The sequence below is a fragment of the Micromonospora sp. NPDC050187 genome, assembly GCF_044459745.1.
Classification (GTDB): Bacteria; Actinomycetota; Actinomycetes; order Mycobacteriales; family Micromonosporaceae; genus Micromonospora.
Window position 1 is genome coordinate 365,205 of record NZ_JBITJH010000006.1, and the last position, 25,371, is coordinate 390,575.

The 25,371-nt window shown below is 71.4% G+C and carries 21 protein-coding genes and 1 pseudogene; 7 read left to right on the forward strand and 15 right to left on the reverse strand.

What is annotated here, in order from left to right:
* Positions 1-13: 13 nt before the first annotated feature.
* The 7 genes from ACIBJE_RS13220 to ACIBJE_RS13250 form a co-directional block, all read right to left on the reverse strand.
* Positions 14-1,078 (reverse strand): BMP family protein, encoded by a 1,065-nt coding sequence (locus ACIBJE_RS13220; protein WP_396747660.1) that lies wholly within the window; start codon positions 1,076-1,078, stop codon positions 14-16.
* A 279-nt stretch (positions 1,079-1,357) separates the two neighbouring features.
* Entirely contained in the window at positions 1,358-1,699 is a 342-nt protein-coding gene (locus tag ACIBJE_RS13225) for a hypothetical protein (RefSeq protein WP_396747544.1), read from the reverse strand.
* 168 nt (positions 1,700-1,867) lie between these two features.
* The gene (locus ACIBJE_RS13230) at positions 1,868-2,173 is read right to left on the reverse strand and encodes a hypothetical protein (protein WP_396747547.1); all 306 of its coding nucleotides are present in this window, start codon (positions 2,171-2,173) and stop codon (positions 1,868-1,870) included.
* A 115-nt stretch (positions 2,174-2,288) separates the two neighbouring features.
* Positions 2,289-4,103, reverse strand: coding sequence for a glycoside hydrolase family 13 protein (locus ACIBJE_RS13235; RefSeq protein WP_396747549.1), 1,815 nt, complete (start codon positions 4,101-4,103; stop codon positions 2,289-2,291).
* 179 nt (positions 4,104-4,282) lie between these two features.
* Positions 4,283-5,179: a sugar ABC transporter permease gene (locus ACIBJE_RS13240; protein ID WP_396747552.1), complete on the reverse strand. Its 897-nt coding sequence runs from the start codon at positions 5,177-5,179 to the stop codon at positions 4,283-4,285.
* Entirely contained in the window at positions 5,176-6,816 is a 1,641-nt protein-coding gene (locus ACIBJE_RS13245; protein WP_396747555.1) for an ABC transporter permease subunit, read from the reverse strand. The genes ACIBJE_RS13240 and ACIBJE_RS13245 overlap by 4 nt, the downstream gene beginning before the upstream one ends.
* Entirely contained in the window at positions 6,816-8,069 is a 1,254-nt protein-coding gene (locus ACIBJE_RS13250; protein WP_396747558.1) for an extracellular solute-binding protein, read from the reverse strand. Before ACIBJE_RS13250 ends, ACIBJE_RS13245 begins: the two co-directional genes overlap by 1 nt.
* Positions 8,070-8,268: 199 nt before the next feature.
* Between ACIBJE_RS13250 and ACIBJE_RS13255 the strand changes: the two genes are divergently transcribed.
* Both ACIBJE_RS13255 and ACIBJE_RS13260 read left to right on the forward strand, forming a co-directional pair.
* Positions 8,269-9,354: a LacI family DNA-binding transcriptional regulator gene (locus tag ACIBJE_RS13255; RefSeq protein ID WP_396747561.1), complete on the forward strand. Its 1,086-nt coding sequence runs from the start codon at positions 8,269-8,271 to the stop codon at positions 9,352-9,354.
* Between the two features lie 175 nt (positions 9,355-9,529).
* Positions 9,530-11,173, forward strand: a complete 1,644-nt coding sequence (locus tag ACIBJE_RS13260) for a glycoside hydrolase family 13 protein (RefSeq protein ID WP_396747564.1) — start codon at positions 9,530-9,532, stop codon at positions 11,171-11,173.
* Between the two features lie 137 nt (positions 11,174-11,310).
* Here the strand turns inward: ACIBJE_RS13260 and ACIBJE_RS13265 are convergent, their stop codons facing one another.
* The 4 genes from ACIBJE_RS13265 to ACIBJE_RS13280 form a co-directional block, all read right to left on the reverse strand.
* The gene (locus ACIBJE_RS13265) at positions 11,311-11,754 is read right to left on the reverse strand and encodes a hypothetical protein (RefSeq protein ID WP_396747566.1); all 444 of its coding nucleotides are present in this window, start codon (positions 11,752-11,754) and stop codon (positions 11,311-11,313) included.
* A 61-nt stretch (positions 11,755-11,815) separates the two neighbouring features.
* Positions 11,816-12,751 carry a YihY/virulence factor BrkB family protein gene (locus ACIBJE_RS13270; protein ID WP_396747569.1) on the reverse strand — a complete coding sequence of 312 codons (936 nt, stop codon included), beginning with the start codon at positions 12,749-12,751 and terminating at the stop codon, positions 11,816-11,818.
* A gap of 78 nt (positions 12,752-12,829) precedes the next feature.
* Positions 12,830-13,663: a protein phosphatase 2C domain-containing protein gene (locus ACIBJE_RS13275; protein ID WP_396747572.1), complete on the reverse strand. Its 834-nt coding sequence runs from the start codon at positions 13,661-13,663 to the stop codon at positions 12,830-12,832.
* Between the two features lie 2 nt (positions 13,664-13,665).
* Complete coding sequence (locus tag ACIBJE_RS13280) at positions 13,666-14,496, reverse strand: sigma-70 family RNA polymerase sigma factor (RefSeq protein WP_396747575.1); 831 nt, start codon at positions 14,494-14,496, stop codon at positions 13,666-13,668.
* A 275-nt stretch (positions 14,497-14,771) separates the two neighbouring features.
* On the opposite strand from ACIBJE_RS13280, the gene ACIBJE_RS13285 reads away from it, so the two are divergent.
* Positions 14,772-15,110 carry a DivIVA domain-containing protein gene (locus ACIBJE_RS13285; protein WP_396747578.1) on the forward strand — a complete coding sequence of 113 codons (339 nt, stop codon included), beginning with the start codon at positions 14,772-14,774 and terminating at the stop codon, positions 15,108-15,110.
* Positions 15,110-15,364 carry a hypothetical protein gene (locus ACIBJE_RS13290; protein ID WP_396747581.1) on the forward strand — a complete coding sequence of 85 codons (255 nt, stop codon included), beginning with the start codon at positions 15,110-15,112 and terminating at the stop codon, positions 15,362-15,364. The genes ACIBJE_RS13285 and ACIBJE_RS13290 overlap by 1 nt, the downstream gene beginning before the upstream one ends.
* 92 nt (positions 15,365-15,456) lie before the next feature.
* Here ACIBJE_RS13290 and ACIBJE_RS13295 read toward each other — a convergent pair whose 3' ends face one another.
* From ACIBJE_RS13295 to ACIBJE_RS13305, 3 genes and pseudogenes are all read right to left on the reverse strand, one after another.
* Positions 15,457-16,056, reverse strand: a complete 600-nt coding sequence (locus ACIBJE_RS13295) for a 2'-5' RNA ligase family protein (RefSeq protein WP_396747584.1) — start codon at positions 16,054-16,056, stop codon at positions 15,457-15,459.
* A 10-nt stretch (positions 16,057-16,066) separates the two neighbouring features.
* Complete coding sequence (gene trpS / locus ACIBJE_RS13300) at positions 16,067-17,092, reverse strand: tryptophan--tRNA ligase (RefSeq protein ID WP_396747587.1); 1,026 nt, start codon at positions 17,090-17,092, stop codon at positions 16,067-16,069.
* A gap of 150 nt (positions 17,093-17,242) precedes the next feature.
* Positions 17,243-18,343, reverse strand: a pseudogene (locus tag ACIBJE_RS13305) (hemolysin family protein); the annotation flags it as partial.
* A gap of 172 nt (positions 18,344-18,515) precedes the next feature.
* Between ACIBJE_RS13305 and galE the strand changes: the two are divergent.
* Complete coding sequence (galE, locus tag ACIBJE_RS13310) at positions 18,516-19,499, forward strand: UDP-glucose 4-epimerase GalE (RefSeq protein WP_396747594.1); 984 nt, start codon at positions 18,516-18,518, stop codon at positions 19,497-19,499.
* Positions 19,496-20,728, forward strand: coding sequence for a galactokinase (galK, locus tag ACIBJE_RS13315; RefSeq protein WP_396747597.1), 1,233 nt, complete (start codon positions 19,496-19,498; stop codon positions 20,726-20,728). The genes galE and galK overlap by 4 nt, the downstream gene beginning before the upstream one ends.
* A gap of 28 nt (positions 20,729-20,756) precedes the next feature.
* Here the strand turns inward: galK and ACIBJE_RS13320 are convergent, their stop codons facing one another.
* Positions 20,757-23,729: a glycosyl hydrolase family 28-related protein gene (locus ACIBJE_RS13320; protein ID WP_396747601.1), complete on the reverse strand. Its 2,973-nt coding sequence runs from the start codon at positions 23,727-23,729 to the stop codon at positions 20,757-20,759.
* Positions 23,730-24,300: 571 nt separating this feature from the next.
* On the opposite strand from ACIBJE_RS13320, the gene ACIBJE_RS13325 reads away from it, so the two are divergent.
* On the forward strand, positions 24,301-25,347 hold the full coding sequence (locus ACIBJE_RS13325; RefSeq protein ID WP_396747604.1) for a LacI family DNA-binding transcriptional regulator: 1,047 nt from the start codon (positions 24,301-24,303) through the stop codon (positions 25,345-25,347).
* Positions 25,348-25,371 lie beyond the last annotated feature (24 nt).

The window sequence follows — 25,371 nt, forward strand, 5'->3', positions numbered from 1 at the left end:
GACCGGCGGCGGGTCACTTCGGCTGGGCGGCCGAGGTGACCTGGACGGTGCCGGCGGAGATGTCGGCCTTGAGCTTGTCCAGCTCGGCCTTCAGCTCGGCCGGGACCTTGCTGTCGAAGTCGTGGAACGGGGCGAGCGAGACGCCGTTGTTGGCCAGGTTGCCCAGGTAGCCCGGGGTGGCCTCCAGCTTCTCGCCCTTGGCCGCCTTGACCACGGCCTCCTTCACGGCGTCCGGGATGTTCTTCACCACGGTGGTGATGATCGCCGGGCAGTTCGGGGTGCTCTCGCAGCCGTCGACGTCCACCCAGATGGTGTTGTACTTGCCCCCGCTGGCCTGGGCGGCGGCGGTGGTGCCGAGCCCGGCGCCACCGGCGACCGGCATGACGATGTCGGCACCCTGGGCGACCAGGGCGTCACCGACCTTCTTGCCCTCGTCCTGCTTGATGAAGTCGTTGGTGAACGAGCCGTTCTGAGTCGCCTTGTCCCAGCCGAGCGCCTGGACGGTGGCGCTCTTGGTCTTGTTGTAGTGGGCCACGCCGTCGACGAAGCCGTCCATGAAGATGGTCACCGGCGGGATCTTCATGCCGCCGTAGGTGCCGACCTTCTTGCTCTTGCTCATGCCGGCCGCCAGGTAACCGGCGAGGAAGCCGGCCTGCGCGGTGTCGAACTGCATCGGGTAGACGTTGGCCACACCCGGCTTGGAGTCGACGATGCCGAACTGCTGGTTCGGGTTCGCCTCGGCGATCTTCTTGGTCGCGTTCTCCATGAGGCCGCCGACGGCCAGGATGAAGTCGCACTTCTGGTTGACGTACTGGGTCAGGTTGGGCTCGTAGTCGGCCTCGGCCTTGGACGCCACGTACTTGGTCTCGATGTTGCTGTTCTCGGCCTTGGCGGCCTCCAGGCCCTTCCAGGCCGAGGTGTTGAACGACTTGTCGTCGATGCCGCCGACGTCGGTCACCATGCAGGCGGTGTACTTCTCGCCACCCTCGCCGGCACCGTTGTTCTCCTCCGGAGCCTCACCGCACGCCGCGGCGCCGAGCACCAGCCCGCCGACCGCGAGCGCCGAGACGACCCGCATCCCACGCACAGAGCGCAAGACGACTCCCTCCCCATCGCCACCGCCACTGACGGCGGTGACAGTCATCAAGCCGGCCTGCGCCTTGCCGCCGGCGTCTCACGTTACGGACGCGAAGCGTAGCCGCACGCCCTCCCGCCGGCCGACAATCGTGCACGACTGTTGGTTGGCTGTTACCGCTACGTAACCGTCGCGTGCGGCAGGTCACTCGCCGGGTTCACGGTAACCCGCCGGGCCACCGCCGGACGCCGGCTTCCATGTGCGCCCGGCGACCCGGCCGTGTCACCGCCAGAAGACCGCCACCGCCGCGTTGACCAGGGTCAACCCGACGATTGCCAGGAAGTGTCCCCGATTGACCGCCTCCCGCTTCCGGGAGAAGAAAACCATGACGAAGATGAGCAGCGCGAGCACCAACTTGGTAACAAGCTTCGCCGGGGCCGGTTCGTCGCCGTCCCGCAGCGGGGCGGAGAGACCGAGCCCGGTCACCAGTTGGATGATCGCCCCCCAGAGCATCGCGGGATTGATCCTGATCCGCCCGGAGACGAGTTGGGCGACGCCACCGCCGAGCAGCAGGGCGAAACCGATCAGGTGGGCATAGAGGAGTACGAGCCGGATAGCTTCCACGACGTACATCCTCCCCCATCAACGACACACCGTAGTAGCCGCCCCTGGGGGCGAATCGTGCTTGCAGCGGCCCTTCCTCTGGTTGCACGGGCTATTCCTCTGGTTGCAGGGGGCCCTTCCTCGGCAAAAAGCGGTAGGAAGGGTCCCCCGCAACCACCCGGGCGGGTGTCAGCCGGTGACCGTCGCCGGCACCGGAGCCGGACCGGCCGGGTCGGACAGCGCCCGGACGGCGTCCGCCGGAGCGCGCCGGCCGACCAGGGTCAGACCGACTCCGATCACCGCGTAGCCGGTCAGCACGGCGAGCGCCTGACCGGCACCGGCACCGTCGAAGAACGCGGCCGAGCGGAGCAGGGTGCCCCCGGCACCGACCGGCAGCCACTGCCCGAGCGCACCCCACGGCTGCGGCAGCAACTCGGGAGCGGCGGTGACCGCCGAGAGCGACGTCGAGGGCGTCGCCGCCGCGCTGTTCAGCATGATGCTCGGCTATCTGTTGCAGCGGATCTCACCGGTCGCCCGGACCGGGACACCTACCTCGTCGGCCTCCGGAACCTCCTCGCCGACGCCTGACAGCCGAAGCCCTGCGTCCGCCTCACCCCTGGCGCCAAACCTGGAATGTGGGGCCGTCACCGGGAAGTGTGACGGTGCCGTCGGCGGCCGGACGCAGGGACGGCGCGCCGCCGTGGACGTTGTCGGCGGCCGGCACGCCGGCGAGGCGGACCGGACGGCCGGGGGCCCGGCGGGCCAGCACCACGGCGGTGCCCTCGACCGCCTCCCGGGCGAAGACCAGGGTGTCGGCGTCGGCATACAGCCAGCGCAGGCCGCCGTGGCGCAGCGCGGGCTCGGCCCGGCGCAGCGCGATCAACGACCGGTACGTCTCGAACGTCCGGTTGTCCCAGGTCTCCGGCCGGTGCCAGGGCATCGGGGTGCGCGACCCCTCCCCGTTCGTACCGGTCAGCCCCAGCTCGTCCCCGGCGAAGATCATCGGAGTGCCGGGCATGGTGGCGAGCAGCCCGGCGGCGACCTCCTGCCGGGCCGCGTCCCCGACCACGGTGCGGATCCGGGCCGAGTCGTGCGAGCCGAGCAGCTGCCACGAGTGGGTGTACGACCGCCAGGACACCAGTGACCGGTAGGTGTTCATGGTGGCGAGCACCGCGTCCGCGTCCCGCCGCACCACCCCGCCCGGGGTGCCGAGGAAGTTCGGCACCGGATCGTCCCCGGCACGCAGCCAGCTCCACACCGGGTCGGTGAAGCCGACGTAGTTCATCGTCCCGTGCCAGCCGTTCCGGTCCAGGTCGCCGGTGTGGTCGTGCCCGTGTTCGGCCATCACCAGGGCGTCCGGGCGGGTGTCGGTGGCCACCGCCCGCAGCAGCGCCGCCACCTCGTGGGTGTACGCGTCGGTGCCCCGCCGGCCGGTCATGTTCGCCACGTCCACCCGCCAGCCGTCCAGCCCGTACGGCGGGCGTAGCCAGCGGCGCAGCAGCGAGTCGGGGTCGGTGGCGAACCGGCGGCGCAGCTCGGCGCTGCCCCAGTTCAGCTTCGGCAGCGACCGGACCCCGTTCCAGGACTCGTAGTCGCCGTCCGCGTCGAAGTAGTACAGCTCCCGCTCGACAGCGTGCGCGTCGGCGCGGGCCCGGACGAACCACTCGTGCCCGTCGCCGGTGTGGTTGCTGGTGATGTCGCCGAGCAGCCGCCAGCCCCGGGCATGCACCGCGGCGGCGAGTCGGGCCAGCGCGGCGTCGCCGCCGAGGAGCGGGTCGACCCGGTCGAAGCCGGCCGCGTCGTACCGGTGGTTGGAGCGGGCCGGGAAGACCGGGGTGAGGTAGACGGTGTTGACCCCGAGCCGGTCCAGGTGGTCCAGGTGCTCGGTGATCCCGTCCAGGTCGCCGCCGTAGAGTTGGTACGGGGTTTCCGGGCCGCGCCCGACGACCGGGGTGTCCCAGTCGCACGGGATCGCCCAGTCCGGGGCCGTCCGGGACGCCGCCGCCGCCGAGCGGGCGAACCGGTCCGGGAAGATCTGGTAGATCACCGCGTCCCGGACCCAGGCCGGCGGCGGGTCGTACGCGACCAGCCTGAAGTCGGCGTTGTCGGGCACGTCGTGGTCGATTGGCCCGGCGGCGTTCAGCCACCGGTGGCCGCGCCGACCGGTCAGCATGAAGCGGTAGTTGGTGACCGGGTTGCGCACGTCCACCTGGGCCCGCCACCAGACGGTGTCGCCGTCGGTGTGGTCGACGGTGGCCTCGGCGAAGCGCGGCTCCCCGTCCGGGGTGGTACGCACGTGCACCTGGCGGACGTCGGCGTCGGCCGGCACCCGGACGAGGACCGGAACGGTGTCGCCGATCTCCGGCGCCTGCTCGGGCACGTAGCGGGCGGATCCGTCGTGGTGCGGGGCGACGGGATGGGACATGGACATGATCGGCCCTTTCCGGGTCGGGTACGGGGAAGAGGCGAACTGCCCGCCGGGTCGGATGACCCGACGGGCAGCTCTCGACTGCTCCGGTGTACGTCGTCGCCGACGCCCTTGCCGGTGGGCTGTGGGGGCCGCCCTCGACCGCTCGTCGCGCCCGGTTCCGGCCCCGACTGCGGTCAGCCCTTGACCGCTCCGGCGGTGAGGCCGGAGACGATGTAACGCTGGACGAACTGGAAGACCAGTACCGTCGGGATCGCGGTGAGCAGGGTGCCCGCCGCGAAGATGCCGAAGTTGTTGTTGCGCTCCCCCGCCACCAGGCCGAACATGCCGACCGCGAGGGTCTTCGACTCGGCGTTGGTGAGGAACACGTTCGCCATCAGGAACTCGTTGATCGTGCCGATGAAGGCGAGCAGGCCGGTCACCGCCAGGATCGGCGCCACCAGCGGCAGCATGATCCGGAAGAAGACCTGGGCGTGCGAGGCGCCGTCCATGGTCGCCGACTCGTCCAGCTCCCGGGGGAGCGTGTCGAAGAAGCCCTTCATCAGCCAGGTGTTCACCCCGAGCGCCCCACCGAGGTAGAGCAGGAGCAGGCCCCACGGGGTGTTGAAGCCGATCGCCGGCCAGAGGTCGGTGACCGTGGTGAAGATCAGGAAGATCGCCACGATCGCCAGGAACTGCGGGAACATCTGGATCAGCAGCAGCGCGAGCAGCCCGACCCGCCGGCCCCGGAAGCGCATCCGGGAGAAGGCGTACGCGGCCAGCGCGGACAGGAAGACCGACACGAAGCTGGCCACCCCGGCCACCAGCAGGGAGTTGAGGAACCACCGCTCGAAGGCGGTCCGCTCGAACAGACCGGTGAAGTTCTCGAACGACACGCCCTCGGTGGGCACCAGGCCGGTGGAGCTGAGCGTGCCCAGCGGGTTGAGCGCGGCGGAGAGCACGAACAGGATCGGGAAGAGGCTGAACACCACCGCGAGCACCCCGACCAGGTGTCGCCAGCCGACCTGGGCGAACCAGCGGCCCCGGGGGCGGCCGGCCTTCCGGTTGGCGACCGGTGCCTGTGCGACCGTCACGAGTACACCTCCTCCTGCTGTCGGGTGCGTCGGAAGCTGACCGCCGAGACCACCGCGACGATGGTGAAGATGAAGATCGACACGGCGGCGGCCAGGCCGTACTCGGCGCCCTGCGCGCCGAAGGCCAACCGGTAGGTGTAGGTGATCAGCAGGTCCGTGGCGCCGCTGGTCGGGTTGTCCGCCGGGAACGGCCCGCCCTCGGTGGTCAGGTAGATCGCGTTGAAGTTGTTGAAGTTGTACGCGAACGACGAGATCAGCAGCGGGGAGAGCGCGACCAGCAGCAGGGGCAGGGTGACCGCCCGGAACGACTGCCAGGGCGAGGCCCCGTCGACCGAGGTCGCCTCGGTCAGTTCCCGGGGAATGGCCTGCAACGCGCCGGTGGCCACCAGGAACATGTACGGATAGCCGAGCCAGAGCTGCACCAGGATCACCGCCGCGCGGGCCGACCAGTCCTGCCCGAACCAGTCCACGCCGAGGCCGAACAGGTTGTTGATCAGACCGAAGTCGGTGTTGAACATGTCCCGCCAGACCAGCAGCATCGCGAACGACGGCATGGCGTACGGCAGGATCAGCAGGACCCGGTAGATGTTGGTGCCGCGCATCCGGGGCGAGTGCAGCGCCAGCGCGATGGCCATGCCGAGGGCGAAGGTGAGCCCGGTGGAGCCGAGCGCGAAGGCGAAGTTCCAGAGCAGGGTGCCGAAGAACGGCCCGGAGATGTTCGGGTCGGTGAGCACCTGGCTGAAGTTGCGCAGCCCGACGCCGACCTTCCAGCCCTGGGCGAGCCGCTCGCCGTCGGCGGCGACGAACGCGCCGGTTGCCGGGTCGGCCGTCCAGGTCTTGCCGCTCTCGGTGTCCCGGATGCAGTCGCAGCTCTCGTCGTACGCGCGGACCGCCTTGCCCTCGTAGGCGCGGGAGAGGCCGGACGACCGCAACGCGCCCGACTCGGTCGGCACCACCAGTCCGGTGATCTCCGCACTGCGGGCGCTGGCCTGTCCGAAGTTGAGCACCGTGTAGCCGTCGGCCGCGGTGACCTTGCCGCCGGTGGCGACGGTGACGTCCGCCGCGTCCAGTTCCCGCAGTCCGTTCGCGTCACCGGCGGAGACCTTCCCGGTCTGCGGGTCGGCGACCAGGAAGACCAGCGGGCCGGTGGCCGGGTCGCCCTGGGTGGCGACGGAGAGGGCGTACTCGGTGGAGCCGGGCACCTGCTTGACCGAGGCGGTCTGGATGGCGACGATCGCGTCGTCCTTGGTGCCCCGGTGACCGTCACCGAAGTTGGTGAACGCGGTGCTCGCCGTGTAGAGCACCGGGAAGACCTGGAACGCGATCAGGAAGAGCGTGCCGGGGACCAGGTACTTGGCCGGGACGTGCCGGCGGGTGAGGTAGAGGTAGAACAGGCCGGCGGTGGTCGCCAGCAGCAGGGCCAGTCCGGCCCACTTCTCGGCCTCGACGAGCGGGAAGGCCGCCCAGACCGCGATCCCGGCGGTCAGCCCGAGCAGGATCACCTTCACCGCGAGGCCGGTGGCGGTGATCGGGGTGTCGTTGCGCGCGGCGCGGCGCGTGCGCGCGGGCCGGGAGCCGGTGGGCTCCCGGCCCGGGGTCTGTGTGCCAGACCCCGAGCCGGACAGCGACGTGCTCATTACTTGATCTGCTCGGAGATCGTCTTACCGGCGGCGGTGATGGTCTTCGCCGGGTCGGCCCCACCGATGATGGCGGCCTCGGCCTTGCCGAACGGGTCCCAGATCGCGGCCATGGCCGGGATCGCCGGGAGCGGCTGGCCGTTCTTGCCGGCCTCCTGGAACTTGGCCAGGTCCGGGTCGCTCCCCTTGACCTGGTCGAGGGCGGCGGTCAGCGCCGGCGGGCGCGGCTCGGCGTTGTAGAGCGCCACGGCCAGGTCGGCGGTGGTGACGTGGTTCGCGACGAACTCCTGGGCCAGGGCCTTGTTCTTGCCCTTGGCGGCGACGTAGAACGCCTGGACACCCACGAACGGCTGGGCCTCCTTGCCACCGGCGAAGCCGGGGACCGGGGAGATGTCGTACTTGATGCCGGCCTTCTTGGCGTCGGTGATGGCCCACGGCCCGGAGACCAGGAAGGCGCACTTCTTGCCGGTGAAGGTGGCGATCGAGTTCTCGCCGGTGATCGAGCGCTTGAGCGCGCCCTCGCCCTTCTCACCCAGCTTGGCGATCTTCTGGAACGCCGCGATCGACTCCGGCTTGCCGACGCCCAGGTCCTTGGGGTCGTAGTCGCCGTTGGCCGCGGTGCCGAAGAGGTAGCCGCCGCCCGAGGTGTAGAGCGGGTAGATGTGGTACGCGTCGCCGTTCTGACCGGACTGGAGGCAGAGGATCTCGGTGGCCTTCTTCTCCGCCTTGAGCTTCTTGCCGGCGGCGACGAGGTCCTCGATGGTCTTCGGCGCGTCGGGGGCCAGCTCGGTGTTGCGGATCAGCGCCAGGTTCTCCATGGCGTACGGGACGCCGTAGACCTGGCCGTTGAAGGTGACCGCCTTGACGGCGGTCTCGTTGAAGGCGCTCTTCTGCTCGGCGGCGAGCTGCACCGGCTCGATGGCGCCGTTCTGCACCATGTTGCCGATCCAGTCGTGCGCGCCGACCACGACGTCCGGGCCGCTGCCCTGCTGGGAGGCGGTCACGAAGTTGGTCTGGAGGTCCTTGGAGACAGCCTCGACCTTGACGGTCACGCCGTTCTCGGTGCCGAACTTCTCGGCGAAGGGCTGGAGGGCGGCGGCCCGCTTGTCGTCGGCCCAGATCACCAGTTCGCCGCCGGAGGCCTTGGCGGACTCCTTCGCGGCCGGCTCGTCGTTGTTGTCGCTGCCGCCGCAGCCGGACGCGGCGAGCGCCAGGGCGACGGCGGCGACCACACCCGCGGTACGGATGCGCATCGGTACTCCTGTCGTCATGGCAGGCCCGCCGGGGGAAGGGCGGCCCGCCAGGGGAAACGTCGGTAGAATTTCGTGCCAACCGGCGCTGTACCGCGCCGCTGCTCTCGCATGTTGCGGGGACGTTAGCAAGAGGTTGCAGATAATGGAAGGGCTTGCAGGAGTGTTCGCAAGAAGTTGCGGTTGAGCTAAAGTGCGGCCCATGCGCGCTCGACTATCCGACATCGCCCAACAGGCCGAAGTCAGCGAGGCCACGGTGTCGCGGGTGCTCAACGACCGCCCCGGCGTGGCCCCCGAGACCCGGCAGGCCGTGCTCACCGCCCTCGACGTGCTCGGTTACGAGCGCCCCGCCCGGCTGCGCAAACGCAGCGCCGGGCTGGTCGGGCTGGTCGTGCCCGAGCTGGACAACCCCATCTTCCCCGCCTTCGCCCAGACCATCGAGTCCACCCTGGCGCAGAGCGGCTTCACCCCGGTGCTGTGCACCCAGACCCCCGGCGGGGTCACCGAGGACGAGTACGTCGAGATGCTGCTGGACCGCCAGGTCTCCGGGATCGTCTTCGTCTCCGGCCTGCACGCCGACACCGCCGCCAACCACGACCGGTACCGCGCGCTGATCGGCCGGCCGCTGCCGATCGTGATGATCAACGGTTTCGCGCCCGGCATCGCGGCGCCCTTCGTCTCCTGCGACGACCGCGAGGCCACCGAGCTGGCCGTGGCCCACCTGTTCGCCCTCGGGCACCGACGGATCGGCCTGATCACCGGCCCGGACCGGTTCGTGCCCGTGCAGCGCCGGGTCGCCGGCTACAAGGCCGCCATGCGGCGCCTGGTCGACCTGGACGAGACCGAGCTGGAGCCGCTGGCCGAGCTCTCCCTGTTCGGCGTGGAGGGCGGCGAGGCCGCCGCCACCCGGCTGCTCGACCGGGGCGTGACCGGCATCGTCTGCGGCTCCGACCTGATGGCGCTGGGCGCGATCCGGGCCGCCCGGCAACGCGGTCTCTCCGTCCCGGAGGACCTCTCCGTGGTCGGGTACGACGACTCCCCGCTGATGGCCTTCACCGACCCGCCGCTGACCACGATGCGGCAGCCGGTGGTGGCGATGTCGGTCGCCGCCGTCCGGGCTCTGGTCGACGAGATCAACGGACACGGGGCTCCGCACTCGGAGTACCTCTTCCGCCCGGAGCTGGTGGTCCGGGGCTCCACTGCGGTCGCCCCGGCCGGCACGACCCGGCCCGGACCGGCCCCGACCCGGCAGCGCCCGGTGCCGCCGGCGCTGGCCGTGCCGGCCTGAGGGGCACCGGCCGGGGACCGGCGCGCTCCGGAGCGCCGGTGACTGACGACATTTCTTGCGCAAGTCCTGCTTGACTCTTGCAGCGCCGGGACGGCATTCTGCACCCACACCCGCGCCCGCACCGACTCCGTGCGGGTGCGTCGCCGTCCCGCGCCACAGAACGGGGTACGCCACCGTGACCGCCACCCACCCGACGCCGTTTGCCACCGACCTCGACTGGTGGCGCTCCGCGGTCGTCTACCAGGTCTACGTCCGCAGTTTCGCCGACTCGAACGCCGACGGCGTGGGCGACCTCCAGGGCATCCGGGAACGCCTGCCCTACCTGCGGGACCTGGGCGTGGACGCGCTCTGGCTGACCCCCTTCTACACCTCACCGATGGTCGACGGCGGCTACGACGTGGCCGACTACCGCGACGTCGACCCGATGTTCGGCAACCTGGCCGACTTCGACAACATGATCACCGACGCGCACGCCCTCGGCCTGCGGATCATCGTGGACCTGGTGCCGAACCACACCTCCGACGCGCACGCCTGGTTCCAGGCCGCCCTCGCCGCCGGCCCCGGCTCCCCGGAGCGGGAGCGGTACCTCTTCGCCGACGGCCGGGGGGCGACCGGCGAGGAGCCCCCCAACGACTGGGAGAGCATCTTCGGCGGCCCGGCCTGGACCCGGGTCCCCGACGGCCAGTGGTACCTGCACCTGTTCGACCCGGCCCAGCCCGACCTGAACTGGCGGCACCCCGAGGTCCGCGCCGAGTTCGAGGACGTCCTGCGGTTCTGGCTCGACCGGGGCGTGGACGGATTCCGGATCGACGTGGCACACGGCATGATCAAGGAGGAGGGGCTGCCGGACGTCGGGTTCAGCACCATGACCACCGGCCAGCGGCAGGTGGAGCTGCTCGGCAAGGGCCGGCTCCCCTACTTCGACCAGGACGAGGTGCACGACATCTACCGGTCCTGGCGGCCGATCCTGGACAGCTACCCGGGCGGCCGGATGGCGGTGGCCGAGGCGTGGGCGGAGACCCCGCAGCGGCTCGCCCGCTACATCGGCCCGGACGAGCTGCACCAGGCGTTCAGCTTCGACTTCCTGGACGCGACCTGGTCGGCCGACTCGTTCCGCAAGGTCATTGACACCGCCCTGGCCGAGTCGACCATCGTCGGCGCGCCGACCACCTGGGTGCTCTCCAACCACGACAAGAAGCGGCACGTCACCCGCTACGGCGACGGCGAGGTCGGCCTGCGCCGGGCCCGCGCCGCCACCCTGCTGATGCTCGCCCTGCCCGGCTGCGCGTACATCTACCAGGGCGAGGAACTGGGCCTGCCGGAGGTGCTCGACCTCCCGGACGAGCTGCGGCAGGACCCGTCGTTCCTGCGGACCGGGGAGAGCCGGGACGGCTGCCGGGTGCCGATCCCGTGGAGCGGCCAGCTCGCCCCGTACGGCTTCGGCCCGGAGGGCAGCGAACTGAGCTGGCTGCCGGCCCCCGCCACCTGGGCCGCCCTCTCGGTCGCCGCCCAGACCGGCGTGCCCGACTCGACCCTGGAGCTCTACCGCACCGCGCTGCGGATCCGGCACGAGCACCCCGCGCTGGCCCTGGGCGACGGCGGGATCACCTGGCGGGAGACCGACCCCGGAGTGCTGGCGTTCAGCCGCTCGGCCGGCGACGTCGAGCTGACCTGCGTGGTCAACCTCAGCGGTGCCCCGGCGCGGGTCACCGGGTACGGCACCCCGATGGTCGCCAGCGCGCCGCTCGCCGAGGAGGGTGACGGGCATCTCCTGCCGATCGACGCCGCAGTGTGGTTCGAGCGGCACCTGGTCGGGTAGACCTGAACTCACCTGGTCGTTCGTCGAGCTTCGCGCCGGCGGGCGACTGGGGCTGACGACCCCTTGTGGTGGGGGGTGAGGGCACCGGCGCCCCGGGGAACGTTCCCCGGGGCGCCGGTGTCCGTCCGGGGCGGGCTTCAGTCCGGCGGGCCGGTCAGCCGGGCGGCGATCCGTCGGAACCCGGCCCGCAACTGCTCCTCGGTCGGCGGGGTACGCGGCTCGCCGTACGGCTCCCGGGCCGCCGCCTCCTCCAGCTCCTCGTCGATGGTGTCCTCGAAGTCGCCGTACAGGTCGGCCTCCTCGACCTGGGCGGTCTCGTCCTCGGCCGCGATCCGCGCCGAGGTGATCTCGCCCCGGATCTCGTCCGCGGAGACCGCCGGCAGCAGCGGTTCGACCACCGCCATCAACTGTTCGTCGGCGACCACCGACTCGGCCAGGGCCAACGCGTGCGGACGCTCGTACGGCCCGCAGACCACCGGCTCCCACTCCTCGGCGTCGCCGAGCGGGCCGAACGTGATGATCCACGGCAGGCCGAGCATCGGCGAGTCGTCCGGCAGGTCCAACGTCACGAGTGCGCCCACGCGCCCATCATGGTCCCCGCGCCGGATTGGCGAGCCGGATTCACGCTAATTGCCGCGTACGTCAACCGGTCGCGGGTGCGGGACGCTCCGGGGGCTCCGGTGTCGGGCCGCCGACCGGGGCGACCGGCCGGCCGCCGTCCGCCATGTCGAGCACCTGCCCGGTCCGGCTGGTCGCGGCGAGCGCCGCGCCGAAGAGCACCAGTTGGTTGAGCAGGTAGAGGTAGAGCAGCAGCCCGACCGCGCCGGCCACCACCGTGTACGCGGGGTTCCGCTCGGTGCGGACCACGTAGTACCGGCCGACCGTGTTGAGCAGGGTGATGCCCACGGCGACCACCAGCACCACCGGCCGCAGCCGCCCCCGGCTCATCCGCAGCCGGGGAACCAGCACCAGGAAGGCGGTCGCCAGCACCAGGTTGACCAGGACGCTGAGCAGCGCGCTCACCGTGGTCAGCCCCACCGAGCCGGTGCTGCGCAGCAGGAAGCGCAGCAGGGACTCCAGCGCATCGACGGCGGCCACCGACACCCCGAGCAGCACGAAGAGCGCGACCAGGATGCCGAGGTCCACCAGGCGGCGGACCACCAGGTTGCCCGGCTGCTCGTTGAGGCCGTAGATCAGCCGCTGCGAGGACCGGATCGCCTCGACCCAGCCGATGCCGGTGAGGGCCAGCAGGACCAGACCGATCACGCCGACCCGGCCGCTGCTGTCGGCGATCTGCACCGGGTCGAGGAAGGGCAGGTTCTCCCGGAGGAAGCCGGCCGCCGACGCACTGACCTCGCGGTTGTCCTCGACGACCGCCCCGAAGACCGCGTACCCGATCAGGGCGAGGGCGAAGGCCGCGAAGAACCCGTAGTAGGCGATGGCCGCGGCGAGCCGTCCGGCAAGCACGTCGTTGTAGCGCACCCCGGCTCGCCAGACGTGGTCGAACAGCCGGGACCGTCGGCGCGCCAACGTGATCCGCCGGTTGGCCCCGGCCTCGATCCGCCCGAACACGTTCACCCGGTCATCCTCGCCGATCCATGTCCCCGCCGCCCTCCGGTACGGCGAGCCGCGTCAATCACCCCATCCCGAGATTCGTCACCGCACCCCTTGGTCGAGTCCGACGCAGTACGCGAGAGTGGCGTCGTCGAAGGTTTTTCCACGTGGCCATTTCGCGCCGCGCGGGTCGCTGGTTTCCGCGTCACGAACCCTCCGGATGACCTCGGTCGGACCCGCTGTGGCGAGTAGCGCGAGGGCTCCGGGCCAGTCCGCGAGCCGGAACCGATCGACGAGTCGGCTGGCTCCGTCACTCAGCAGGGTCACGGAGGCAACGCCGTGGGTGGGCAGGCTCCCGGTCAGCGCCTGGGCAGCCGCTTGCGGATCGTCGGCGGCGACCCAGAATCCGCCGGGCTGGTTCCGGTGGCCGCGCATGGCCTCGATGTACTCCCGGCGGGCCTGGTGGTGTTCTGGGGTGTCGTTGTCCGCCGCATCCATGGCGGCCCGGTAGTGACGGCCGACTTCCGCCTCACGGTCGTCGGTGATGACGAGGGGCGTGCCCTCGTCCTGCTCGACAACGAGAACGGAGTCTGCGAGGACCAGGTGGTCGGCACGGTCGCCGACGACCCGGAAGATGACGACGGTTGCGGACGGGCTGCTCGGATCGTGGACGTCACAGGTGTGCCGGTGGCTGTCGGCCACCTGGGTGATGGCATCGGCCAGGAGAGCGGTGAGGTCGTGGTCGTCGGCGGCCAACCGGGAGAGCAACGCGCCACCGAGACGGCGGGTGTACCAGGCGACGCCGTGCGAACAGGTCGATGTCGTGCCCGACACACCTGCGCCGTCGAGCAGCACGACGGCGTTCGGGACCGCGCCGACGAAGTCCTCGTTGGGCTGGTCGTGCCGGGCAGGACTGGTCGCCATGGTGACCTGCATGCTCAGCCTTCCGGCAGCCGGTAGAACGGTGTGAGGATCGTGACCTCGCGGGGCTCGTTCGTTTCCGGTTCGTACTCCGTGCCGATCAGTACGGAGAAGTTGGCCGTGCCGACCTGGGCAAAGAGTTCGGTGAGTTGCATGCAGATCAGGTGGATCACGCCGAGTGAGCCGGCCGGGTGGATACCCGTCAGGACGATCAGTGAGCCACGTCCGTCGGGCCGTGGTAGCCGACCGAGGTAAGCGACGTCCGAGGCAACCGGTGGATCTTGGTCCTGCCCGGAGCGGTAGACAGCGCCGGTCTCCCGGTCGACGAGTGTCCACGGGCCCTCTTTGACGCGCTCGAACTGCAGGACCGGGTCCTGGGCAAGCACCTGGGCGACGGACTCGGAGATGCGGGGCCCGCAGATCACCACCAGGTTCGGCCGGTTGAGGTCGATCGCTCCACCGGCCGGGATGTGCTCGAACGAGGACTCCAGTCCCAGACTCCGCGCAAGCTCGCCGAGCCGTTGTGCTGCGGCAACGTCCTCGATGGCGACGACGGGCCGGCCTCTGACCGCCTCTTCCTTCAGCGGCGTAGCGACGACCAGGCGACCCGATCCGAAGAAGGCGCCCTCGGGAGCGGGACCACCATGGCGGATCTGGTGAATGCGACCCCGGGTGAGCCCCACGCGTTGCGCGATCTGGGCATACGACACGCCCGAGTCGTGCAGCTCCTGGATGACCTTCCGGCGCAGGCGGGCAAGCTCGGTCACCTCTTCCTGAGCTGCCGCCATGCGGACCGTGGCTTCCCGTAGCAGTTCGAATGGATCGCCTATCGCAGCGATCCTGTCCACTTCGCCTGGCATATCGCCTCTCGCGGTCGACGTAAGAGCGTCTAGCCCCCTTGACGACTCACCATACCCTTCGTATCGTTGCGTCTACCCCCCTAGACGTCCTTGAACACAAGTCAGCCTCGGATGTCTAGTGGGGTAGACACCCTCAAGAGTCAGCTCTGCTGTCGTACTGCCGATCATGGCTGCGGCCGGCAGGGCGGGGTGGTCCGCCCGTGCGCGGCGGGCGGGTGGGCCACCCCTTCCACGTCGTTCGGTCGGAAGAGAGGCAGCGGGGTATGCGAGTGTTGGTGCAGCGGCGGTGGCGGTCGTGCGGTGGTCGGCACCACCGGCCCGAGAGCGAGGCCAGGCCCGGTGGCGGCCTGTACCGGTCGGCGGTCTGCGCGCCGCTGGGGCCGTGGCAGGTGCGGGGGCGGCGGTTCTCGCTGGCCCGCCGGTGGCGGCGCGGGCTTGACCCGGACGAGGTTCACGACTTCCTCGACCGGGTCGCCGACGACCTGGCCACCGCCTACGAGCTGCTGGACCGTAGTCAACAGGAGACCAGCCGGATCAAGGAGGCGCTACGGCGGTGGCAGTCGCAGTACGCGCCCCGGGTCGACGAACAGAGTTACTGCTGATGCCCGACCGTTTCGTCATCCACCTACCGGTGATCGCCAGCGACCTGCCCGGCGCGGTCCGCCTCGCCCGGGTCCTCGCCCGCTGGGCGCGCGTCCTGCCGTACACCGACCCGGGCGAGACCACCGTTTCCCACGAGGACGAGCAGGGCGTACGGCATCGGGTCTTCTGTGACGCGAGGATGCCCGACGGCCGGCGCTGCCTGCTCCGCGTCCACCACGACGGACCCTGCGCCCGCCGCCTCACCCCGCGCTGACGGGACCCGGAGCCCGCAATCTTGGACAGTTTCCGCTGGCATACGACGGAAACTGTCCAAGATTCACAACACCGCCCACGGCAGCGCGCCGGTCAGGGGCCCAGGCGGAAGTCGCGGCGGGGTTGCCAGCGGATCTGGCCGGAGTGCGAGAAGAGGGTGAAGGCCTCCACCTCGAAGATGGCGGAAAAGTCGGCCAGATCCTCGTAGACCCGGTCCAAGGCCTCCGGCGCGACGTCCTGGGCGACCGTCACGTGCGGGTGGTACGGGAAACGGGTCTCCCGGTGCAGTTCGGGGGCGGCGCTGATCGCCTCGGCGAGCAGCTCGCACTCGCTGATCCCGGCGGCCACCGCGACGAAGACCACCTGGGTCACCGGACGGAAGGTGCCGGTGCCCCGCAGGTGCAGGCTGAACGGCAGGTGCGCGGCGGCCACCGCGGCCAGGTGCTCCTCCACGACCGGCATGGCGTCGACCGGGATCTCGGTGGGCCCGAGCAGTGTCACGTGCGCGGGGATGTGGGCCGCCAGCGGGTCACCCGCCTCCGCCCGCCGACGGGTGAGGTGGGAACCCCACGGCTCCGGAATGTCCACCGCCACGCCGATCTGGGTGGTCGCGGCCGTGCCTGCCGTTACGCCCCTGCGATCCACGCCCCGCGCCATCCCTCCGGTCGCTGACCCGTCCACCGTCGACGTCATGGCACCGACGTCACCCGACGCGTACCGGCGGGAAGAACCCGACCCGTTCGTACGCCGCCGCCAGTGTCCGGGCCGCGACCGCACGGGCCTTCTCGGCCCCCCGCGCGAGCAGCTTGTCGAGCTGGGCGGGGTCGTCCAGGTAGCTGCGGGTGCGCTCCTGCACCGGCCGGACGAACTCCACCACCACCTCGCCGAGGTCCTTCTTGAGGTCGCCGTAACCCTTGCCGGCGTACGCGGCGACCAGGTCGTCGATGCTCCGGCCGGTCAGCGCCGAGTAGATGGTCAGCAGGTTGGTGATGCCCGGCTTGGCCTCGGCGTCGAAGACGATCTCCCGGCCGGTGTCGGTGACCGCCGAGCGGATCTTCTTGGCCGAGCGGGCCGGTTCCTCCAGGAGGTTGATGATGCCGGCCGGCGAGGACGACGACTTCGACATCTTCGCGGTCGGGTCCTGGAGGTCGGTGATCTTCGCGGTGTCCCGGACGATGTGCGCCGCCGGCACGGTGAACGTCCGGCCGAAGCTGGTGTTGAAGCGCTGGGCCAGGTCCCGGGTGAGTTCCAGGTGCTGACGCTGGTCCTCGCCGACCGGCACCGCGTCCGCCTGGTAGAGCAGGATGTCGGCGGCCTGGAGGATCGGGTACGTGAAGAGGCCCACGCTGGCCCGGTCGCTGCCCTGCTTCTGCGACTTGTCCTTGAACTGGGTCATCCGGCTGGCCTCGCCGAACCCGGTGACGCAGGAGAGGATCCAGGCCAGCTGGGCGTGCTCGGGCACCTGGGACTGGACGAACAGCGCGCAGCGCTCCGGGTCCAGCCCGACGGCGAGCAGCTGCGCGGCGGCCGTCCGGCTGCGCTGGCGCAGCGTCTTCGCGTCGTGCCCGGCGGTGATGGCGTGCAGGTCGACGACGCAGTAGAAGGCGTCGTGGGTGTCCTGGAGGGCCACCCAGTGCCGTACCGCGCCCAGGTAGTTGCCGAGGTGGAACGAGTCGGCCGTCGGCTGGATGCCGGAGAGGACGCGGGGGCGGGCAGGCACGTCGGACATGCCGGCAATTCTGTCAGCACCACCCGGCGTACGTCATGACGGGCCGGTGTTCGGCTTTCCCGCCACGGCGGCCGGCGGTCGTCCCCCGACCGCCGCCGGTCCGGCCTCGTCGACCCTCCCGTCGGCGGCCGGGGCGTCCGGGCCCACGGGAGCCGGGGAGGCGAGTCGCCCGCCGGAGGTGACCGGTCGGGCGGGGGTGGCCGGCATCGGGCGACGTGGTTCGGCGGGGCGGGCCACCGCGACCGCCACCCGGGCCACCCGGCGCCCTTCCAGCGCGAGCACCCGCAGCGACCAGCCGGCCGCCGAAGCCGGTTCCGCGACGACCCGGCCGGCCGTGGCGACGGCCGGGGAGCGGGTCGCGCCACCGGCGGAGCGCTGGCGGGGCTCGGCGGTCACCGACACCTCGTCACCGACGACCGGCAGCCGGCCCAGGGCCGCCATCACGTGCCCGCCGACCGTCTCGTACGGACCGGTGGGCAGCACCACCCCGGTGCGCTCGGCAAAGTCGGCGAGGTTCAGCCGACCGTCCACCACGGCGGGAAGGCCGGCGTGCACCGGGTCGGGGTCGTTGTCGTACTCGTCGTGGATCTCCCCGATCAGCTCCTCGATCAGGTCCTCCAGGGTGACGATGCCGGCGGTGCCGCCGTACTCGTCGACCACCACCGCGAGGTGGTGCCGCTCCCGGCGCATCTCGGTCAGCGCCGCCAGCACCCGCTTGCTGCCGGGAAGGCGCTTCACCTCGCGGGTCAGCTCGCCGACGGTGGCCCGGGGATCCGGGTCCGGGTCGGGCCGGAGCAGCAGGTCGCGCAGGTGCACGAAACCGACCACGTCGTCGTGGGTGCCGTCGACCACCGGGTAGCGGGTGTGCGTCGCGGTACGGGCCAGCTCGGCGGCCTCGGCGACGGTGAGCCGCGCCGAGAGGAAGACCACCTCGGTGCGGGGCATCATCACCTCGCGGACCAGGCTCGCCCCGGCCACCAGCACCTCGTCGATGATCCGGCGCTCGTCCGCGTCGAGGACGGTGTTCGCGGCGACCAGGTCGCGCAGGTCCGCTTCGCTGATCCGCTCCCGGCCGGCGGCGGGACCCGCGCCCAGCAGGTGGGTCACCAGCCGGGTCGCCCCGTCGGCGGCACGGACCACGACCCCGGCCACGGCCCGTGCCACCGGGCCGGGTTCGGCTCGTGGCCGCCCCGATCGTCCTGGCTGCCCCGGCCGTCGCCGCCGGGGCCGGGAACCGCCCGTCTCCCGCATACCAGAGATGGTAGACACCGGAGCCCTCGCCAAATCCTCCATGTTCGGCTCTGTTCGATCCTGACAGGTTATGGTGGAATGTCCCCGGCGGCACTCGAGTCGGCTGCGACCGGCGGCCGTAGGGTGAGCTACGGGACGGCCGCCACAGGTGGCCGGTCAGGAAGGGGCCGACGTGAAACTGCTCGTCACCGGTGGGGCCGGCTACATCGGCAGCGTGGTGACCCGGATGCTGCTGGACGCCGGGCACGAGGTGGTCGTCCTCGACGACCTGCGCACCGGTCACCGCGAGGCGCTCGCCCCCGAGGCGACCCACGTCGAGGTCCCGGTGCACGAGGCCGCCAGCGTGCTCACCCCTCAGGCCGGATTCGACGGGGTGCTGCACTTCGCCGCGTTGATCGCCGCCGGCGAGTCCATGGTGCGGCCGGAGCTGTACTGGCACACCAACACCGTCGGCTCGCTGGCGCTGATCGACGCCGTCCGCGCCGCCGGGGTGCCGCGCCTGGTCTTCTCCTCCACCGCCGCCGTCTACGGCAACCCGGTCGAGCTGCCCATCCCGGAGACGGCGGTCAAGGCCCCCACCAACACGTACGGCGCGACCAAGCTCGCCGTCGACATGGCGCTGACCTCCGAGGCGATCGGACACGACCTGGCGGCGGTCTCGCTGCGCTACTTCAACGTCGCCGGGGCGTACCTCCGGGGGGACCTGGCCATCGGCGAGCGGCACGACCCGGAGACCCACCTGATCCCGATCGCGCTGGAGGTCGCCGCCGGCCGCCGCGAGAAGCTCCAGCTCTTCGGAGACGACTACCCCACCGTCGACGGCACCTGCGTCCGCGACTACATCCACGTCGAGGACCTCGCCCGCGCCCACCTGCTCGCCCTGGACGCGGCGACCCCCGGCCAGCACCGGATCTACAACCTCGGCAACGGCAACGGCTTCACCAACCGGCAGGTCGTCGAGGTGGTCCGCGAGGTCACCGGGCACCGGGTCCCGGTCGAGATCGCCCCGCGCCGCGAGGGCGACCCGGCCGAGCTGGTCGCCTCGTCCCGGCTGGCCCGCGCGGAACTCGACTGGGTGCCGGAGAAGCCGACCCTGCGTGACATGGTCGGCGACGCCTGGGCGTTCTACCGCGCGCACGTCCTGGAGCGGTCGTGACCGGGCACGCCGCCGGTGGGGTCACCGACCGCGCTCCCGGCGAGGTCCCGACCCGTGGCACCGCCGACCACCTCGCCCCCGGTGACGTCGCCGACCGCGCCACCGCCGGCTTCCGGCAGCGGTACGCCGCCGAGCCGGCCGGCCGCTGGGCGGCTCCCGGCCGGGCCAACCTGATCGGCGAACACACCGACTACAACGACGGTTTCGTGCTCCCCTTCGCCCTGTCCCTGCGGACGGTGGTGGCCGCCGCCCCGGAGCCCGACGAGGTCTGGACGGTCTGCTCGGAACTCACCGACGAACCGGTGCGGTTCACCGTCGACGATCTCACCCCGGGCCGGGTCACCGGCTGGGGGGCGTACGTCGCCGGGGTGGTCTGGGCGCTGCGCGAGGCCGGACACGCCGTACCGGGCGCACGGCTCGCGGTCGCCAGTGACGTACCGCTCGGCTCCGGCCTCTCCTCCTCGGCCGCGCTGGAGGCCGCGGTGCTGGCCGCCCTGGTCGACCTCGGCGGGCTGGACGTTCCGGCCGAGCAGCGGCCCCGGCTCGCCCAGCGGGCCGAGAACGCCTACGTCGGCGCGCCGACCGGGATCATGGACCAGTCCGCCGTGATCCGCTGCCGGGCCGGGCACGCGCTCTTCCTCGACTGCCGCACCGAGGAGGTCGAGCACATCCCGTTCGACCTCGACGCCGCCGGCCTGGCCATGCTGGTCGTCGACAGCCGGGCCCCGCACCGGCACGCCGACGGCGAGTACGCGGCCCGTCGGAGGTCCTGCGAGCTGGCGGCCGAGTTGCTCGGGGTGCCCGCCCTGCGGGACGTCCCCGTCGACGGGCTGGCGACCGCGCTGGAGCGGCTCGGTGATGACGAGACCCGGCGGCGGGTGCGGCACGTGGTGACCGAGAACCAGCGGGTCCTCGACACCGTCGCGCTGCTCCGCGCCGGCCGGGTACGCGAGATCGGGCCACTGCTGACCGCCTCGCACGCCTCCATGCGGGACGACTTCGCGATCACCGTGCCGGAGATCGACCTCGCGGTCGAGACGGCGCTGGCCGCCGGGGCGCTCGGCGCGCGGATGACCGGCGGCGGCTTCGGTGGCTGTGTCCTGGCGCTGGCGGAGGCCGCCTCGGTCGACGCGGTCGCCGCCGCCGTCACGGAGGCGTACGCCGAGCGCGGCTTCGCCGCCCCGGGTCACGTCACGGTACTTCCCGCCCCGGGAGCCACCCGCCTCTGAGTCACAGGAACGGGAAAGTGCCCGTAGGTCACCGCGTGCCGTAGATCTCCACCTCGAACACCCGGGCCAGTCCGTCGGTCGGGCTGGGCTCGGTGAACGACACCCGTACCCGCTGGATGCCGCGCGGCGCGTCACCCAGATCGAGCCGGACCGGGCTGGCGGAGTTCTGCGCCACGGCGCCGATCGGCGTCCAGACCCCGCCGACCAGGGCGTCGACCCGGAAGGCCCGTACCCGGAGGCTGTCCGAGCCGGCGACACCGCTGTAGAGGACGAGCCGGTGCAGGTCAGCCGGCTGCCCCAGGTCGATGGTGAGCGTCGGGGACGGGTCGGCCGAGCCGGAGATCCACCGGCCGCCGGTCCGGTTCCCGTCGACGGCGTTGCCGGCGACGTTCGTGGACAGCGTCGAGCTGGCCGTCACCGTGGCACCCTGGGCCAGGTTCCCGCCTCCGGCCCGGACCGGCAGGGTCAGCGGGATCTCCTGCCGCTGCCCTCCCCGGGTGTACGTCAGGGTCAGCGCCACGACGCCGTCGCTCTCCGCGTCCTCGGGTACCCGTACGTCGACCGTGGCCGTGGCGGTACGGCCGGCGCGCAGCGTCGACGTGTCGAGCGACGCCTGCGCCTGCCACCCGGTCGGGGCCCGGACACCGACCGCCAGGCGGGTGAGCGTCCCCGGACCGTCGTTGCGCAGCCGCACGGTGGTGCTGCCCGAGTGTCCGGGTACGACACTGATCCCCGCGTCGTCCGGCGCGGCGTACACGCCGGCCGGCTCGGGCACCTCGTTCCGCACGCCCACCCCGAGGTAGGCCACCTCCAGTTCGCCGACGGTGCGTCCGGTCACCACGTCGGCGATGGTGGCGCCCCAGCGGGTGTTGGCCGTGTTGTCCGGGCGGTAGCCGCGCGTACCACGAATCACGATGCCGCTGCTGTTCCGTATTCCGACGGCGTACGGGTAGGGCCCGAGCACCGTGGCGACGCGGAAGAAGACCGTGTTGCCGAAGAGCACGTCGTGCACGTCGTCCAACTCGACGGCCTGCGACCGCCAGCCGTAGATGTGGTCCTCGGTCTGCAGGGCGTGGAACTCCCAGTTGCGCACCCGGCGCAGCACCACCTCACGGTGCTCGTGGTGCTCGACGGAGACCTCGTACACCCGGCCCCGGACCGAGGTGTCCTCGACGAGGAAACCGTTGTCGGCCCAGCCGGCGACGCTCCACAGGTTGACGAAGGTGCCGCCACCGCCCTGCACCCAGAAGTTGTACTTGTGCCTGCCCCGGTACTGGTAGCCCGGGTCGCCGGCGCTCGGATCACCGGGCTGGGTCTGCTCGGGGTGCCACTTGACGAACTGGGTCAGGGTGTCGGCGAGGTGACTGCGCGCGCCGGACCGCCAGAGCACCTGCACCGCGCCCGGGGTCTGCTGGGCGGAGTCGAGGCCGAGGCCGGTGACGTGGTTCGTCCCCCCGCGCGGGGTCTCGATCATCGCCTTCGGCCGGTCGGGGTCGCTGAACGCGGGCGAGCCGTCGGGCAGCTTCAGCCAGGTCTGCCGGGGGTGCAGGCCGATCAGGTTGCTCTTCGGACGCAGCCGCAGCGTGTCCCCGATCAGGTACTGGCCCATCGGCACGTACACCGTGTCGTACCTGTCGACAGCCTGCTGGAAGATGGCGTGGTCGTCGCGGGTGCCGGTGCCGACGGTGACGCCACGGGCGGCGGCGTACTCGGCCAGGTTCACCCAGCTGTCGGTGGCCGGCGGCAGCGGGATGTCCGAGGTGAGCAGCCGCTTGAAGCTCGGTGGCGCGGCAGGCACGGCCGAGACCACCACCCCGGCCTGACGTCGCTCGTCGGCACCGAGCGCGTCGTGCACGCGCAGGCCGAGCGTCGCGTCCCGGACCAGGTAGGACGAGCCGGGCCCGGCCCAGGTACGTCCGCTGGGCACGGTGGTCAGCAGCGCGCCGGCCCTGGTCACGCCGGTGTTCACCACGTTGAGCTGGTTCTGGGCGCGGATCAGGTCCGGCTCGGTGCCGCCCGGGATCGCCTCGTTGTCGTTGAGGGTGATCGCCGGACCGGCGATGTTCTCGAAGACCGAGTCCTGGACGTAGAGACGCTGGGTCTGGCCGGGGTTGGCGACGATACCGGCGGGCGCGTCGGCGAACCGGTTGCGGATCAGGCTGAGCTTGCTGTCGGTGTGCAGCCTGATCGCGGCTTCACGCTGGCCGGTGAAGGTGGTGTCGAGCAGGGTGGTCTGCCAGCCGGGCGAGGCGGCGTACGCCAGCAGGCCCACGGCGCCCCCGTCGACCCGGACCCGCTGGATCAGGTTGGCGTTGTGGTCGATGCCGGCGTACCCGTCGCCGACGTGGATGTCGAGATCCTGGAGGACGAACATCTGTGCGCCGCTGAACCGCACCGCGACGGCGGCCGGGTTGCCCGCGCCGATGCGGATGTCCAGGTTGACCAGTCCGGTGCCGAAGGTGTCGTTGTTGCCGAAGGTCGGCGTGGTCCCCGGCTGGTACGGCCGGCGGGTGGCGACGAACAGGAACGACTGGTTGCCCTCCTGGAAGCCGGGGGTCGACTCGCCGAGGTGGAACTCGGGACGCTTCGCTCCGAACCCGATCAGCCGCACGGAGGCGTGCAGGTCGACCCGACGGGATAACCGGTAGCGGCCCTCGGGCACGAAGACCACACCGCCGCCGTCGCCGACGGTGACGCCACGGGCCCCACCGACGATGTTGCCCAGGCCGTTCTCGCCGCCACGGCGGGAGGCTTCGTCGATGGCCGCCTGCACCGACGCGGTGTCGTCGCCGACACCGTCGCCGTGCACCGGAAACTGCGCGCTGCCGAGGACGACCGCGGTGGGATCGGTCGGCATGGTCCGGTAGACCGAGGCTCCGGCCGATGCCGATGCCGAGGCGGGCGGCGCGGCGGCGGAGGTCGCGCCGGTCGGTACCGCGGCGGCGGTCGGGCCGGGGACGGCCGCCGGAACCAGGGCCACCGCGGTCACGAGGAGACCCACCAGGAGACCCGTCCGGCCATTCAGGAGGCCGACTGTCCGGGGGGATGGAGGTTCGGTCATCAGCAAGTCTTTCCTGCCCTCGGGGCTGGATCGGCGACCATGCGGTCATACGCATTACCAGCTTGCTTTTCCGGCCCGGAGGTGTCAAGGGCGGGGCCAAGTAGTGCCCGTCTGGTTAGGACGTTGACTCCAGGGGAAGCAGCCCGCAACATGCCGGAAGTTCGCTCCCGGGGCGCCGCCACGCGATCACGCAGTCATGCGCATGACCGATCGAGATGGCGGCTCGGGATCGGGCCGACCGGATGGACGGGCACGTCGCCGACCCGACGCCCGCCCCGGGACCGCACGGGCAGCCGATCACGGGGAGTGACCTCGGGTGCCACGATCCGCCGAGACATCTGCCGGGGGCCGCGCCGGCCGGCCCCCCAGGTCGAACTAATCCGTATTAGCTAGAGACTTTGGTTTCGGGCAAGTTAACGGCTGACTCTTGACAGCGACTCAGTCGAGGGGTGAAGCTCCCTCCAAGCACCACGCTAATGCGTATTAGCTCCCCCATGAAAGGCCAACCCCCGTGACCTCTGCATCGAGACGCGTCACCCAGCGTGACATTGCCCGCCTGGCTGGTGTCAGCCAGGCGACCGTCTCGCTGGTGCTCAACAACCGGGCCGACGCCGACGTCCGGATCGCTCCGGAGACCCGGGACCGGGTGCTGCAGGCGATCGCCGACACCGGCTACGTCGCCGACCCGGTGGCCCGCCGGCTGGCCTCCCGGTTCAACCGGATCATCGGCGTCTTCACCTACGAGCCGGCCTTTCCCAGCGGTACCCGCGACTTCTACCACCCGTTCCTGCTCGGCATCGAGGAGTACGCCGAACGGGTCGGCTGCGACCTGCTGCTCTTCACCAGCGCTCCGGTCGTCGACGGTCGGCGTCGGGTCTTCCACCAGGACAACCGGCTCCGCCTGGCCGACGGATGCATCCTGCTGGGTCGGGAGATCGACGGCACGGAACTGCGTCGCCTGAACGCGGACGGCTTCCCGTACGTCGCCGTCGGCCGTCGGGACGACGCCGGTGGCCCGGTGCCGTACGTCGGAGCCGACTACGCCGAGGCGGTGGGACAGCTCGTCAAGCGGTCCCTGGCCCAAGGCCATCGACGGCTCGCCTACCTGAGCGTGGAGCTGAGCCCCGAATCGTCCGCTGACCGGTACCGCGGCTTCCAGGAGCACGCCGCCGAAGCGGAGAGTGCCCGGCACATCCCCGGCACGGGCCAGGACGTCGACGCGCTCCTCGACGACCTGCTCGCCGATCGGGCCACCGTCATCTTCGTGGAGGACTTCGCCTACGCGGTGGCGCTGGAACTGGCCGCCCGCCGGCGCGGACTGGCCGTCCCCGGCGATCTCTCCATCGTGACCCTCGGCGATCCGACCGTCGCGGTGCCCAGCGACGTCGCGTTCACCGGGTTCCACATCCCCCGGGAGGAGATGGGCCGCCAGGCCGTGAAGGTGCTGGCCGACCTGGTCGACGGCACCGCCAGCGGCGTCCATCAACGACTTCTTCCCTGCGAACCGGTCGAGGGCGAGACCCTCGGCCCCCCGAATCCGGCGGTCGACCGCGGCTGAGCGGTGACCGTGAAACTGGAAGGA

What these genes read in the sequence shown, in the direction of transcription:
- ACIBJE_RS13220 (WP_396747660.1), bottom strand. Translation starts at nt 1,078, where the DNA reads ATGCGGGTCGTCTCGGCGCTCGCGGTCGGCGGGCTGGTGCTCGGCGCC.
- ACIBJE_RS13230 (WP_396747547.1), bottom strand. Translation starts at nt 2,173, where the DNA reads ATGCTGAACAGCGCGGCGGCGACGCCCTCGACGTCGCTCTCGGCGGTC.
- ACIBJE_RS13235 (WP_396747549.1), bottom strand. Translation starts at nt 4,103, where the DNA reads ATGTCCCATCCCGTCGCCCCGCACCACGACGGATCCGCCCGCTACGTG.
- ACIBJE_RS13245 (WP_396747555.1), bottom strand. Translation starts at nt 6,816, where the DNA reads ATGAGCACGTCGCTGTCCGGCTCGGGGTCTGGCACACAGACCCCGGGC.
- ACIBJE_RS13250 (WP_396747558.1), bottom strand. Translation starts at nt 8,069, where the DNA reads ATGCGCATCCGTACCGCGGGTGTGGTCGCCGCCGTCGCCCTGGCGCTC.
- ACIBJE_RS13255 (WP_396747561.1), top strand. Translation starts at nt 8,269, where the DNA reads ATGCGCGCTCGACTATCCGACATCGCCCAACAGGCCGAAGTCAGCGAG.
- ACIBJE_RS13275 (WP_396747572.1), bottom strand. Translation starts at nt 13,663, where the DNA reads ATGCAGGTCACCATGGCGACCAGTCCTGCCCGGCACGACCAGCCCAAC.
- ACIBJE_RS13285 (WP_396747578.1), top strand. Translation starts at nt 14,772, where the DNA reads ATGCGAGTGTTGGTGCAGCGGCGGTGGCGGTCGTGCGGTGGTCGGCAC.
- ACIBJE_RS13290 (WP_396747581.1), top strand. Translation starts at nt 15,110, where the DNA reads ATGCCCGACCGTTTCGTCATCCACCTACCGGTGATCGCCAGCGACCTG.
- ACIBJE_RS13295 (WP_396747584.1), bottom strand. Translation starts at nt 16,056, where the DNA reads ATGACGTCGACGGTGGACGGGTCAGCGACCGGAGGGATGGCGCGGGGC.
- trpS (WP_396747587.1), bottom strand. Translation starts at nt 17,092, where the DNA reads ATGTCCGACGTGCCTGCCCGCCCCCGCGTCCTCTCCGGCATCCAGCCG.